10 protein-coding genes are annotated in these 13,393 nt (G+C 69.2%); 4 read left to right on the forward strand and 6 right to left on the reverse strand.

The genetic code is table 11. The annotated features are described in order from the left end of the window. Positions 1-8 precede the first annotated feature (8 nt). Together rarD and groES are read right to left on the reverse strand one after the other, a co-directional pair. A complete protein-coding gene (gene rarD, locus ACFM35_RS09580) occupies positions 9-992 on the reverse strand; it encodes an EamA family transporter RarD (protein WP_378841376.1) in 984 nt (327 codons plus the stop codon). A gap of 173 nt (positions 993-1,165) precedes the next feature. Then, the gene (groES, locus tag ACFM35_RS09585) at positions 1,166-1,474 is read right to left on the reverse strand and encodes a co-chaperone GroES (RefSeq protein WP_378841378.1); all 309 of its coding nucleotides are present in this window, start codon (positions 1,472-1,474) and stop codon (positions 1,166-1,168) included. Between the two features lie 219 nt (positions 1,475-1,693). Between groES and ACFM35_RS09590 the strand changes: the two genes are divergently transcribed. The 4 genes from ACFM35_RS09590 (at position 1,694) to ACFM35_RS09605 (ending at position 7,738) form a co-directional block, all read left to right on the forward strand. Beyond that, the gene (locus ACFM35_RS09590) at positions 1,694-3,298 is read left to right on the forward strand and encodes an Hsp70 family protein (RefSeq protein WP_378841380.1); all 1,605 of its coding nucleotides are present in this window, start codon (positions 1,694-1,696) and stop codon (positions 3,296-3,298) included. Positions 3,299-3,302: 4 nt separating this feature from the next. Next, entirely contained in the window at positions 3,303-5,885 is a 2,583-nt protein-coding gene (locus ACFM35_RS09595) for a helix-turn-helix transcriptional regulator (RefSeq protein ID WP_378841382.1), read from the forward strand. A gap of 116 nt (positions 5,886-6,001) precedes the next feature. Further along, the gene (locus ACFM35_RS09600) at positions 6,002-6,958 is read left to right on the forward strand and encodes an IniB N-terminal domain-containing protein (protein ID WP_378841384.1); all 957 of its coding nucleotides are present in this window, start codon (positions 6,002-6,004) and stop codon (positions 6,956-6,958) included. A 3-nt stretch (positions 6,959-6,961) separates the two neighbouring features. Further along, positions 6,962-7,738 carry a hypothetical protein gene (locus ACFM35_RS09605; RefSeq protein WP_378841386.1) on the forward strand — a complete coding sequence of 259 codons (777 nt, stop codon included), beginning with the start codon at positions 6,962-6,964 and terminating at the stop codon, positions 7,736-7,738. On the opposite strand, the gene ACFM35_RS09610 is transcribed toward ACFM35_RS09605, so the two are convergent. From ACFM35_RS09610 to ACFM35_RS09625, 4 genes are all read right to left on the reverse strand, one after another. Beyond that, positions 7,655-9,190 (reverse strand): dynamin family protein, encoded by a 1,536-nt coding sequence (locus ACFM35_RS09610; protein WP_378841388.1) that lies wholly within the window; start codon positions 9,188-9,190, stop codon positions 7,655-7,657. The genes ACFM35_RS09605 and ACFM35_RS09610 overlap by 84 nt on opposite strands. Then, the gene (locus ACFM35_RS09615; protein WP_378841390.1) at positions 9,187-11,106 is read right to left on the reverse strand and encodes a dynamin family protein; all 1,920 of its coding nucleotides are present in this window, start codon (positions 11,104-11,106) and stop codon (positions 9,187-9,189) included. Before ACFM35_RS09615 ends, ACFM35_RS09610 begins: the two co-directional genes overlap by 4 nt. A gap of 162 nt (positions 11,107-11,268) precedes the next feature. Further along, positions 11,269-12,231: a hypothetical protein gene (locus ACFM35_RS09620; protein ID WP_378841392.1), complete on the reverse strand. Its 963-nt coding sequence runs from the start codon at positions 12,229-12,231 to the stop codon at positions 11,269-11,271. Between the two features lie 91 nt (positions 12,232-12,322). After that, a complete protein-coding gene (locus tag ACFM35_RS09625; protein WP_378841394.1) occupies positions 12,323-13,255 on the reverse strand; it encodes a serine-rich family protein in 933 nt (310 codons plus the stop codon). Positions 13,256-13,393: the final 138 nt, after the last annotated feature.

Consider the following 13,393-nt stretch of genomic DNA (forward strand, 5'->3'; position numbering starts at 1 on the left):
GCGCTCGCTCACACGACGGCGGCGACGTCCGAGGCCCCCCGCGCACGGCGGGAGAAGATGACGGAATCCGCGCTCAGCAGGATGAGCGCGAGCCAGACGAGCCCGAAGCCGACCCACCTCTCAGGTGTCATCGGCTCGCCCTGCACGAAGGCGCCGAAGATGAACTGCATGATCGGGGCGATGAACTGCAGCAGCCCGATGACGGTGAGGGGCACGCGACGCGCCCCCGCGGCGAACAGCAGCAGCGGGACGGCCGTGACGACCCCGGTCAGGACGAGCAGGATCGTGTGTCCGACCGAGACGTTGCCGATCGTCAGGCCGGTCGTCGCGCTCACCGCGATGAGCTGCACCACGGCCACCGGGGCGAGCCAGACCGTCTCGAGCGAGAGACCGCTGACGGCGTCGACCGCGGGCCCGATCCGCTTCTTCACCAGTCCGTAGAGACCGAACGAGAACGCGAGCGACAGGGCGATCCACGGGAAGGAGCCGTACCCGACGACGATCACGATCACCGCGACCGCGGCCAGTCCGATCGCGATCCACTGGGGAACGCGCAAGCGCTCGCGGAGCACGAGCACCCCGAGCAGCACCGTCACGATCGGATTGATGAAGTACCCCAGGCTCGTCTCGATCACGTGCCCACTGAGGGTGCCGATGATGAAGACCTGCCAGTTGACGTAGATGAGCGCGCCTGCGACAGCCGTCCAGCCCAGCAGGCGGCGGTTGCGGACAATGCGCCCGAGGGCCGCCCACCCCCGCGTCACCGTCAGCAGCAGCACGCAGAAGACGAGCGAGAACAGGATGCGCCACGCGACGAGCTCCCAGGGGCCGGTCGGCGCGAGGATGACGAAGTAGAGCGGGAGGAAGCCCCACAGGAGGTAGGCGCCGAACGCATACACGCCTCCCAGCGTGCGCTGGCGTGCGGCCTCCGCCTCGCTGTTCGAAGGGACATCGGATGCCGCGGCGGGGGTTTCGGCATTCTTCGAGGTCACTCATCCACCCTAGGACCGAGCGGGGTCGCGACCGCCGTCGAGGCCGGGTCGAGGCATCCGTCGCCTGCCGTTCAGCCGCGCAATCCTGCCACCGGCGGATACCCCGTCTGCCTTCAGGACGAAGGAAGGGCCCGGATGCCGAAGCATCCGGGCCCTTCTCGAAAAAGATCCGATCAGCGGACGACGACCGCCAGCACGTCGCGAGCCGAGAGCACGAGGTACTCGTCCGCGCCGAACTTGACCTCGGTGCCGCCGTACTTGCTGTAGATCACGCGGTCGCCGACGGCGACGTCGATCGGAACGCGGTTGCCGTTGTCGTCGATGCGACCGGGGCCGACGGCCACGACCTCGCCCTCCTGGGGCTTCTCCTTGGCGGTGTCGGGGATCACAAGACCGCTGGACGTGGTCTGCTCCGCCTCGACCTGCTGGATGACGATGCGGTCCTCGAGCGGCTTGATGGAAACCTGAGTGGAAACCGACACGGTCTACCTCTTTCTTGAAACCTGGAAACTAAGACTGGTTAGCACCCTCACCCTGAGAGTGCTAACCCCAGTCTAGGGAACAGCTGGCACTCATGCAACGCGAGTGCCAATCTCGGTCGCACTCCAATCCGAATCCGCGCCGACGCCGAATCGCTGGTGTAGGCAAAGGCGCTGCCCCCGTGGCGCCCGGCCTGCGAGCAGGATCGACTGGGGAGTCGGATGATGACAGCGCCGTACTATCTGGCCGTCGATGTGGGCATGAGCCGCACCGCCGCCGCCACAGCCCGCTACGGCGCCGATCGCGCCGTGCACGTCGATGGCTTCCCGCTCGGCAGGCACCTCGCCAGCGCTCCGACGGCCGTTTTCGTCGCGGAGGGCGAGTTGCTGTTCTCGGATGCCGCGATCCGTCGGGGCATCGTGCAACCCGCGCGACTCGTCCGCGAGTTCACGCGTCGCATCGGCGACGACGTTCCGATCCGCGCGGGCGATCAGCGGTTCACCCCCGAGCAGCTCTACGCGCGGACCGTCGCCTGGGTGGTCGACACCGTGTCCGAACGCGAGGGGCGCGAGCCGTCCGGGGTCGCCGTCACCGTCCCGCTCGGGTGGGGCGATTATCGGCGCGAGCTGGTCCGGGACGCCCTCTCACGCGAAGGATGGCGCGACGCCGTACTCTTCACCGAGCCGGAGGCCGCGGCCCGTCACTACGTCGCCGAGCGCCCTCTGGCACGCGAACGAGTCCTCGCGCTCTACGACCTCGGCGGGGGCACCTTCGATGCGGCGGTGCTGCGCGTCGGGAACGGTCACGTGGATGTGCTCGGGCAGCCGCAGGGCCTCTCCTCTTTCGGCGGCGCCGATCTCGACGACGTCGTGGTCCGGCACGCGGTGCAAGCGGCCGGGCTGACTGCCGCCGACCTCGGGGACGACCCGGAGTCGCGGATGGCCCTCACCGCCCTCCGGCGCGAGTGCATCGAGGCCAAGGAATCGCTCTCGTTCGATTCCGAGGCGGTCATCCCGGTGATGCTCGGCGGACGCTCGGTGACCGTCCGGCTGACCCGCTCCGAGTTCGAGGACATGATCGAAGCGGGCATCGTCGACACGGTGGATGCTCTCGCCGAGGCGATCGCGGGCTCACAGGTCGCTCCGGCGGAGATCGAGGCGGTCCTCCTCACGGGCGGATCCTCGCGCATCCCGCGTATCGCACAGCTGCTCTCCGAACGATTCGATCGGCCGATCGCCGTCGACAGCGACCCCAAGGCGATCATGGCCCTCGGGGCCGCACGGATGTGCGCCGAGATCGCGACCGCACGCGAGGCTGCCGGCGACGCGGCATCCGACTCCCCCTCGATCGGGGATCCCGACCGATCCACTGCGCATCACCACGGCACGTCGGCGCGCCCGCCCAGACAACGGCGTGTGCTGTTCGGCGGCAGCCGGCCGGCACACGACGCGGCGGCGGATCGGCCTGCGGCGCCCGAGGCAGACCGTGAAGCGCCCGAGGACGCGGTGCGGGAGCGCCCGTCGCGGATCGGGCGGATCGTCACCGTCGCGGGTATCTCGGCCGGGGCCCTCGTCCTGGCCGGAGGCATCTTCGTCTCGCAGACGCTGGGCGACTCCGGTGCGCCCGAAAGAACATCGCCGAGCGTCAGCGACAGTCCCGCGGTGACCGTCGACGACCCCGCCGCCGGTGACCCGGCCGACGAGGCGGCCGACACCGATCCCGCCCCCACCACGACGAACCCCTCGTCCCCGCTGCTGACGCCCGCCCCCGACAACGACGTCGTCGTGGTGTTCCCCCGCACCGACGCCGACGGAACGGACCGGTGATCTCATGTCCCTGAATGCCGAAACCGCTCTGCGCATCGCCGACACTCCCCTGCTCTGGACACGTCTGGCCCGCGCTCACGTCGACGGCATCGCCGCCGGCACCGCCCCCTCCCGGGCGCTGGTGGTGGGCCCCGCCGGCTCGGGCAAGTCGCGCGTGATGCGACACCTTCGCCGCGCTCTGACCGCCCAGGGCACCGCGACGTCGCTGGCGCGCGGCGAGTCGGACATCGCCGCCGTTCCCGCCTCGACGGTGCTGATGATCGACGATGCCCACCTGCTCACCCCCGCCCAGATCGCTGCCGTGCAGAGCCGCACGGGCGATCCGGCGGCGGCGGTCGTCATCGCCACCCGACCCGGGCCGCTTCCGCCGACCCTGCAGCAGATCGCGGACACGCTCGAGCGGGCCCAGTCGGCGATCGTCCTCGGCCACATCTCCCGCAGCGATGTGCAGGTGCATCTCGAGGAACGGGATCGACGGATGCCTCGCGCCTGCGTCGACGACATCCTCGCGCTCACCGGAGGGATGTCGTGGCTGGTCGCCGAGTCGCTGTCCGTCCATGACAGCGGGGAGTGCGCAGGCGACGGCGCGCACGGAGCCATCGGCGATGCGCTGCAGGACGTCATCGCGCACCGCCTGCGCGCCCTGGACCCGGCGACGCGCGCCGTGGTGGAGGCGGTCTGCACCGCCCCCGACGATCACTCCCCGTCCGTCGCGGCCGACGACGATCTGCTCGGGTCGGCCTACGCGGCTGGTCTCCTGCTCCGCAGCGGCCAACCCGTTCCGGCCGTCCGCGCGGCGGTGCGTGCCACGCTGCCGCTCGATCGGGTCATCGCGCTGTACGCCACCGTCGCGGGCGACTCCGCCCACGAGGCATCCGTCCGCCAGCTCCTCGGAGGTGTGCGCGATCCGCGGGTGGCCCGCGTGCTGCAGAGCCACGCCGACGCCGCTCGGCAGAACGACCCCGTACGAGCGCGCGAGCTGTACCGCAGCGCACGCGACGCCGGCGCGGACGCCGCGACGGTCGCGATCCGCCAGGCGCAGGTGGAGTGGTCGCTGGGCCGGATCGACGCGGCGAGCGCCTTCCTGGACGGTGTCGCGATCGCCGCCGAACACCCCGACCACGACCGCGCCGCCGATGTGGGCGCGGCGATCTGGGCAGCGCGCGGGCTCATGCCGATGAGCGACGCGGTCTACCGCTCCTCGGTGCACCGCACAGCCGAGACGTCGGCTCGCGCCGCGATCGTGGCGCTGGCGGTGGCGGACCGCGGTGCGCTCCTGTCGGACGCAGTGGCTCCGCCCGCGCAGACGATGCCGTCCACGCTGACCGTCGCGATGGACCTGCTGACCCGCGGCATGCGCGAAACACTCACCGGCTCGGCTCACGAGGCCCTGCACGAGCTGGTGCGCGCCGCCGAGATGTACAGCGCCTCCGGCAGCTCCGACGCGATACCGGAGCTCCCCGCCGTCATCGCGGCCGTCGCCGCGCTGAACGTCGGCGAACCGGACGTCGCTCACTCCGTGCTCGATCAGGCCGTGCACAGCGGCCACGGCGGCGCGTGGGCGTCGCGGCGCCTCCTGCTGTGGCGGGCGTGGGTCGCCCTCCAGCAGGAGCGCGCTCACGAGGTCGAGACCGCGCTGCAGGCGATCGTGCCCGAGTCGCGCTCGCTCGATCCTCGCGAGAAGCTGCTGCTCGACGCACTGTCGGTCGCGATCGCGCGGCGCTACCACGACTCGGCGGCGCTCGCGTCGGCCTGGCGTGCTGCTCGCGAAAGCCTGCTGCGGGCACGCTTCGACGTGTTCAGCCTGCTGCCGCTGAGCGAATTCGTCGTGGCCGCCGCCCGCGTCGGCGACGTCGACCGCGTCCGGCCGCACTTCACGCAGGCGTGCGCGCAGATCGAGCGACTCGGGGCACCGCCCCTGTGGTCATCCCACCTGCATTGGGCCGGAATCCAGCAGGGAATCCTGCGTGCCCGTCCGTCCGACCTCACTCCCCATGCCCGCGCCCTGGTTGCGGCCGCCCCTCACAACCGGCTCGCCGCGATGATGGCGCAGGCCGGTCGCGTGTGGACCGCCGTCCTCGCGGGGTCCGTCGACGTCGAAGCGATCGAGACCGCCGCGCTCGGCCTCGGCACGGTCGGCCTCGCATGGGACGGCGCTCGCCTCGCAGGGCAGGGCGCCGCGCGCACCGAGGACAGGCGGGAGATCTCGCGCCTCCTCGCGTGCGCCCGACAGCTGCACCCCCGCGACGAAGGACGTCCCACCGCGCTGGAAGACACGGGGCCCGCGCCGGTGTCGGCTCAGCCGCGTGCGCACAGCGACCTCAGCACCCGCGAACTCGAGGTGGCGGCCCTGGTCGTTCAGGGAAAGACGTACGCCGAGATCGGAGCATCCATCTTCATCTCGCCCCGCACCGCGGAGCACCACATCGCCCGCATCCGCCGCCGTCTGGGGGCGACCAACAGATCCGACCTGATCGCCAAGCTGCGGCCCGTCCTCGAGGAGGCGGGATCCGAAGAGCGGGACGAGAGCGCGGCTGAGTCGTCGACGTCGTCCGCCGAGCCGCGCCGCAAGCGGGCCTCGGCATGACGCCTCCCTCCTCAAACCCCTAGTCCCCCACCGCCTGATGCGGGGGTTACCCCGACGCGCGGCGCACGTGCCACCACCTACCGTCAGAAGAAGTTCTACACATTGAGGAGCCGAGCATGAGCCTTACGCTCGCAACAGTCGCCGAAGCCCTGATCGAATTCATCCTGAGCCTGCTGCGCGACCCCGTCGCCGCCGCGGAGTTCGACGAGGATCCGGATGCCGCGCTGCTGCACCGCGGACTCAGCCACGCCACCGCGGCGGATGTGGCGGCCGTGGCCCCGGTCGTGATCGAGCGCACCCAGGTCGTTCAGGTCGCCGTGCCCAAGGCGGTGTACGTGCGCTCCGAGTCGCACGACTCGCACGACAATCCCGTCGTCCGTGAGATCAAGCAGGTCACCACCCACTTCCAGTGGGTCGATGACCGCGACACGATCGTGGACCAGTCGGTCAACCAGAACATCTGGGCCGACGGCGATGTCACGCAGACCTTCGACAACGAAGCCACGGTGGCATCGGGCGACGAAGCGATCGCCGCCGCCGGTGATGTGGACGTCGACAAGACGCTCGATCAGTCGACGACAATCGATGCCGACGGCAACGTCAACATCGGCAACGACACCGATGTGTCGGTCATCGAGGACTCGCTGAACGTCGACACCGACGAGGCGACGACGGACGACGACTCCACCGACACCGACGTCGACGGGTCGTTCAACGACGACTCGACCACGACGACCGTCGACGGGTCGCTGAACCAGGACACCGACGTCACCACAACGACCGACTCGACCGTCATCGTGGACGTCGTCGACGATCCCTCGCTCGACGCCGACCCGACGGTCGTGCCGGCCGACGGTGCCGCGCCGGCGGAAGGCGGCGAGGACGCGCCCATCGATGAAGCCCCCGCCGAGGAGGCCCCCGTCGAGGAGTATGCCGAACCTGCCTCCGTGGAGGCGCCGGTCGACTCCGCGGCGCAGTACGCCGAGCTCGAGTCGGACGCCGACTCGACCGACCTGTACGGCAGCACCGACACGGTCATGGGCGACGAGCCCGCGGCCGACGACCAGTTCTAGGCCATGCGCCTGTTCACCCCCTCCCGGCACTCCGATTCCGGGGCCGTCGGCGAGCCGGCTGATGCGGACACAGCCGCGGAAGCCGGAACGCAGACCGATCAGACCGTGACGGATGCCGCCCCCGAAGCCGCGGCATCCGTCACCTCCTCGACCGCCGTGACGGGCGGCGCCGTTGCACAACCCGACGAGGGAAGCGGACGCGGCGTCGAGCGCGCCGCGATCCCCGCCCGGCCGCCGCTGCGCAGCACCGACGCCCCGCCGGTCCTCGTCAAGCTGCCACCGCCGTTCTTCGTCCGGGTCAGCCAGCTGTTCTGGATCGTCAGTCTTCTGCTGGGCGCGGCTGCCATCGTCTACATGTTCGTCATCCGGCAGGCGCAGCTCCCCGACATCGCGGAACTCGTCCGCACCGTCGACGGGACGCGTGCCGAGCAGACCTACACCGCTGCGGCCGACATCGTGTTCTGGTCGATCTTCGCCCCCACGGTCGCGATCGTCCTGCTGCAGATCGTGTTCCAGGTCTCGTTCTCGAACCGGCGGCCGAACGTGCGGTGGTGGCAGTTCGGGTCACTGCTGGCACAGGTCGGCGTCTTCCTGATCGCGCGCGAACTCGTCGCGTTCGGTGAACGCGGGATGCCCCTCGAGCAGATCATGCTGCTGCAGATCGGCGCGGCGACGGCAGGACTTCTGGTCAGCGTCCTACCCCAGGCGCTGCGGTGGACCGCCCGCAAGCACGACGTCCGGCGCGGACCGATCGCTCCGGCGGCCGACACCCAGCTCTGAGGCAGCGCCCTCCAGGCTGCGCACCACGACACGGCACAGCTCTACGGTCCGCCGGTCGCTCAGGGGGGCCTCCGCAAGAGACCGCCACCGCGCGAGGAGCTCTTCGACGCGATCGTGGATCTGCACGGTGGTCGCGAGATCCGGCAGCCCCAATCGCGAGAGAGCGGGGGTACCGGCTCCCCCGACGATGCGCTCGGCCTGGACGGCATCATCGTCCGAGAGATCGGATCCGCTGGTGCGCAGGCTCGCAAGGAGATCGAGTTCGCGCAGGTCGTGGCTGTTGGCCGTCACCCGCTCGAGAGAGGCCAGGACGCGGTCGGAACCTGCCCGCGGGTCATCCCTCAGGAGTGCTTCGACTCCCTCGACGACCACTCGGGCCTTGAGCGCGGTCGCCCGCGAGCGGAACTGCTCGGCGACGAAACGTTGAACCTCGATGAGCCCGCTCTGCTGGACCATCCGTTCCGACAGCGCGGACGACGAGCGTGCGCCGCCGCGTACGAGTGCCGCGGCCAGGCGCACGCCGAAGATGCCGAACCGGTCGAGGAGCGCCGCTCGGCGCTGGACGCTCAGCGTGGTCTGCTCCCCCGGCCGCGTGAAGCGGTCGACGGAGATCAGCATCCGATCGCGGATGCTGCGATCCAAGCCCGCGAGCTCCTGGAACGCCGAGAACTCGTTCTCGCGCAGAGTGCGCGCTCCCTCCGCCAACAGGCCGGCTACCGGGATGCACCCCAGTGCCAGCGAGCGCAGAGCGCCGTCCTGCCGGTAACGGCTGGCGATGCGCGCAGCCGACAGCAGGGAGTCGATGCGACCGGACCCGATCTCGTCGGCGCGCGACAGCAGCGCCACGGCGTTGATCGTCTGCGACGAGCCCGCCGCGGCGTCGCGGAAGGCCTCGAGGAACGACACGTCGGAAGCATGGATGTGCCGGAGCAGATACAGGATCGCGTCGGCTTCGGACGGGGCATCCGTCGGTGTAAGGAAGCGCACGGACCGCTCGGAGACATCGGCGGATATCGAGGCGATGCCCGGCGTGTCGATCAGCACGGTCGAGCGGAGGCTCTCGGAAGGCCATTCGACGTCGATGCGGGCGACGTCCTCGGCTTGCCTCCCCCCGAGATCCATCACCAGCGCGCCGTCCGACCTGGTCACGGGCAGGCGCACTTCGCCCCCACCGATGAGACGGGCGGTGATGCGCGCGGTGCGGGCGTAGCGGTACCACGTGACGGTCCGGGTGCATTCGCCCGCATCCGTCGGGGCGATCTGCTCGCCGATCAGCGCGTTCAGAACCGTCGACTTGCCGGCTTTGACCATGCCCGCGACGGCGAGGCGGAGCGGCTCGCGCAGCCGCTGCTGCCAGCGGTCGAGCTGGGCGATCGCGGACGTGTCGTCGGCGTACAGCTCCCGCGTCTCGTCGAGGAGACCGGTCAGCTCGCCGAGGCCGCCACGCATCATCGGCGCGCCCCGGAGGTCAGCGCTCCCGCGGAGGGGACGCCCGCGTCGAGCGCCGCCGGCGCCGGGATCTTCGACCGCAACGCCTCGATGCGCGCGAGCTGTCCCCGCAGTTCTGCGATGCGCCCGTCGCGATCGGAGGCGTACACGGTCGCGGCCTGCTTGGCGGCGAGGACCGAGTCGGCGAGCGAACGATGCAGCTGGTCGGCGATCGCGCCGAAGTGGTCCCGCGCGACGCGCTGCACGAGTCGCAGTCTGTCTTTGAGCTGCTTGCCGACCTGGAACACGACGTCCTCGATGTGGCGACGTGCGAGATTCTTCGCCTCCGCCTGCCGCCGCGAGAGCCGCGAGGACATGTCCTCCCGGTACGCGCGCCGGCCGACGAGCACTCCGACCAGCAGCGAGAGGGGGTTGATCAGCGTCAGTCCCACCAGGCTCGTGGCGAGCCCCGCCATCAGCACGCCGCCGTACGACCCGCGGACGCCGATGTAGATCTTCTCGGCCGCCCCGAGCCTGCCCTCGTCCATCCCCTGAAGCTGCTCCACCGGAGCGAGCACACCGTCGGTGTCGCCGACATCGATGAACGGGATGGTCGACTCCCCCGCCGTGAACTCCTCCGCCACGCGCTCCGACAGCCACCGCGAGCGCTCGTTGGTCCACACGAAGGTCTCGGACACCGCGGCCGAGATGCGCTGGTCGAGCCATTCGGCGATCTGGTCCCAGATGGGGCCCGGATCGCCTTCGTCAATCGCGACCTCGGCTTCGCGCTGCACCTTCCGGAGGCGGTCGCGCAGATCGTGCTCGGTGTCGGCGATGAGGTCGGCGATGCCGTCACTGAGCGACACCTGCCACCGCGAAGACCGGCTGCGGAACTCGTCGGCACGGGTCCTCGCCTCCTCGAGCTGCGCGATCATCCTGGGGGTGTCCTCGGGATGAAGCAGGGCGTTGAGCTCGGTGCTCACGGTGATCGCGAGCTGGTCGGCGACCGACGCGAGGTCGTGCACCGCACCGCGCTGGTGGACGATCTCGGCCTTGCCGAGCACGTCGCGCCGCAGGTGCGCGACGAGCGCGGGGAAGCCAGATTCCTCGTTAAGTTCGCGGTCCTGTTCCTGCGCCGCGAGCATGCGCAGATCGCTCGACACCGCGAACATGGGGATCTCGCCGACGTCGCCGAGGTGCGACCGGTCGATGTGCTCGATGTGCCGCCAGGCCGGATAGATGTCGGTCTTCGTCAGCACCGCCGCCACGTTCGGCGAGACGCGCAGCGCATGGCGGAGGAACTGCACCTCCGGCTCGGTGTACTCCTGCGAGGCGTCCGAGACCAGCAGCACGGCGTGCGCCGTCGACAGCGCGGCGAGGGTGCTCACCGAGCGGGTCGACTCGACGCCGCCCACTCCCGGGGAGTCCACGAGCCGCAACCCGCCCTTGAGCAGTTCGCGCGGCAGCATGACCTCGGCGCCGACCAGATCCCGCTCGTTGTCGGGATTGCCGCTCTCCGAGACGTAGTCGGCGAGGTCGGCGAGCGGAATCGGCACCCGCTCGATCGACGACTCCACGCCCTCGTCTTTGCGCAGGAGGGCGAAGGCGGCCGGCTCCGCCGCGAAGGACACGGCGGTCGGCACGCTCGTGGCGATGTCGTCGTCGACGGGGCACGCGGGCGCGTTGACCAGAGCGTTCACGAGCTTGCTCTTGCCCTGCTTGAACTGCCCGACGATGATGACGCGCACGTAGGGATCCATCAAACGCGATCTGGTCTGCTGGAGTCTCTGGACGAGGTCCGTTCGACCGACCGACGTCGAGAACGCCGTGGCCTGGTCGACGAGCGCGACGATGGGCGATCGCTGGCGAGCCAGCGAGGAGGACGCGAGGTCGTCCCCTGCCGTGGCTGCGCGCTCCGCAGGACGGGCGGTATCGGTCATGAGGAACTCCCTTGTTCGCGGCATCCGATCAGGATCGCGTCGCCGCCGCGGTCACGGCGTGCGTGCGAGATCGCGCCGCACGAAGAACACAGACCTCGGACTGCTCTCGCCCGAGGTCTGTGTTCTCACGTGTTTTGTTCGGAACGCGCGCCCGATCGGATGTCAGGAGCCGTCAAAGTCCGCGGACTCCATGGGCACATCGGTCGCGATCGCGGCATCGTCGCTGCCCCAGATCACGTCGGCGTCCACGTTCCAGCTGCTGGCGGTGTCGACCTCCAGCGATTCGTTGAACGACGAGTCGGCCGAGTAGCTCTCCGACATGTCGTTGTACGAGTCCGCGACGTCGGAGTTGGTCGACGAGTCGGTCCAGGTGGACGTCGACGTGTGGTCGTTGTACGAGCCCACCACGTTGGTGATCATCGTCTCGTTGCCCATGTTGACGTCGCCGCCGGCGTCGATGTTGGTCGAGCGGTCGACGCTCTGGCTCAGGTTCAGGTCGCCACCGGCCGCCATGGATCCATCACCGGATGCCACGACCGCAGAGCTGCCCTCGAACGACCCTTCGCCCCATCCCTCGAAGTTGCCGTTGACGGACTGGTCGACGATCGTGTTCTGGTTGTTGACCCAGAGGTCACCGTCGCCGCCCGCGCCGCCGCCGAGTCCGAGGCTGCCGAATCCGGTGCTGTAGTCGCGGGTGCCGACCTCGATCGAGTGGTCGTCGGTCGACGCGTCGACGTGCGAGTTGAACGATCCCTCGACGACGTCCGACGAGTGGTCGTTGTACGAACCGTTGATCGAATTGTCGCTGTTGTCGTCGGTCGAGTTGTCGCTGTTGTCGTTGAACGAGCCGTCCGCCGACCAGGTCTGGTCGTGCGAGTCGACGTTGCCCACGTCATCGAGCGTGACGTCGTAGTTCCCGCTGCCGTTGACCGAGTCGTCGGTGTTGCCCGACCCGGTGACCTCGGTGTCGACGTTGCCGCTGCCGTTGACGGAGTCGTCGGTGTTTCCGACGCCGTCGAGATCGACGGCGAGGTTGGTCGTGTTCGTGGTGTTGCTGGTGTTGAACGAATCCTTCACCTTGGTGTCGAACGAGTCGTTGAATTCGGTGGATGTGTAATCGGCCATGATCGGTCTCTTTCCATTCGCCGCGCGAAGCGGGGGAGTTCAGTGGGGTGGATGCCCGGCCGCCGGATCCACCGACGGCCGGGCGAGTGGGTCAGCCCTCGATGATCGCCGCGTCGTGGCTGTCGACGATCGCGTCGACGTCGAGGTTGACCTCGTTCGTGGTGTCCCACAGCTCCGACGAGTTGAACGAGTCGGTCGCGGTGTAGTCCTGCGACTGGTCGTTCCAGGAGTCGCTGATGCTCGTGTTCGTGGAGCTGTCCTCCCAGTTGGTCTCTTCGTCCCAGCTGTTGTTCGAGTCGATGACGTTGGTGATCGTGGTCTCGTTGCCGATGTTCACGTCGCCGCCGCCGCTGATGTTGGTGGAGTAGTCCACGTCGGTCGACAGGTTGATGTCGCCGCCGGCCGCGTACGCCTCGTCACCCGATGCGACGACCGCACTGCTGCCGCCCCCGCCCCAGACGCCGCCGTCGACGTTGGCGTTGAAGGACTGGTCGATCACCGTGTTCTGGTTGTTGATCATCGTGTCGCCACTGCCGCCACCGGCAGAACCGCCGCCGAGCGTCACATCGCCGAAGCCGGTGTTGTACTCGCGCATGCCGACGCTGACGGAGTGGTCATCGGTCGAGGCATCCGTCCAGGTGTTGAACGAGTCGGTCGTGGTCTGCGTCGACCAGTCGTTGCCCGAGTCGTTCATCGAGTTGTCGGAGTGGTCGTCGACCGAGTTGTCGGAGTTGTCGTTCCACGAGTCCGTGATGTCGGTGTCGATGTCGTTGGAGTCCTGGTTGAACGAATCGGCGACATCGACGGTGGTGTTGCCGCTGTCGTTCGTCGAGTTGTCTTCGTTCCACGAGTCCGTGATCCCGAGGTCGGTGTTGCCGCTGTCGTTGGTCGAGTTGTCCTCGTTGAAGGAATCTCCGACCACGACGCCCAGGTTCGCGCTGTTCGCCGTGTTCTCGGTGTTGCCCGAGTTCCACGTGCCCGTGTTGAACGAGTCGTTGAATTCTTCGGTGTCGATGTCAGCCATGAGTTCTTCCCCATCCCGGGGTCAAGGGCCCCGACGTATTTGTGGTGTGGCTTCACGCTACGAGCGCACGCGAACGACCACATCGGGGAAGCCTCCGGGCTTCGCTGCGCCATGGGAGGGGGTTTTCGGGGCCGGGGG

Source organism: Microbacterium songi, from assembly GCF_042747925.1.
GTDB lineage: Bacteria > Actinomycetota > Actinomycetes > Actinomycetales > Microbacteriaceae > Microbacterium.

What these genes read in the sequence shown, in the direction of transcription:
- ACFM35_RS09590 (WP_378841380.1), top strand. Translation starts at nt 1,694, where the DNA reads ATGATGACAGCGCCGTACTATCTGGCCGTCGATGTGGGCATGAGCCGC.
- ACFM35_RS09595 (WP_378841382.1), top strand. Translation starts at nt 3,303, where the DNA reads ATGTCCCTGAATGCCGAAACCGCTCTGCGCATCGCCGACACTCCCCTG.
- ACFM35_RS09600 (WP_378841384.1), top strand. Translation starts at nt 6,002, where the DNA reads ATGAGCCTTACGCTCGCAACAGTCGCCGAAGCCCTGATCGAATTCATC.
- ACFM35_RS09605 (WP_378841386.1), top strand. Translation starts at nt 6,962, where the DNA reads ATGCGCCTGTTCACCCCCTCCCGGCACTCCGATTCCGGGGCCGTCGGC.
- ACFM35_RS09610 (WP_378841388.1), bottom strand. Translation starts at nt 9,190, where the DNA reads ATGATGCGTGGCGGCCTCGGCGAGCTGACCGGTCTCCTCGACGAGACG.
- ACFM35_RS09615 (WP_378841390.1), bottom strand. Translation starts at nt 11,106, where the DNA reads ATGACCGATACCGCCCGTCCTGCGGAGCGCGCAGCCACGGCAGGGGAC.
- ACFM35_RS09620 (WP_378841392.1), bottom strand. Translation starts at nt 12,231, where the DNA reads ATGGCCGATTACACATCCACCGAATTCAACGACTCGTTCGACACCAAG.
- ACFM35_RS09625 (WP_378841394.1), bottom strand. Translation starts at nt 13,255, where the DNA reads ATGGCTGACATCGACACCGAAGAATTCAACGACTCGTTCAACACGGGC.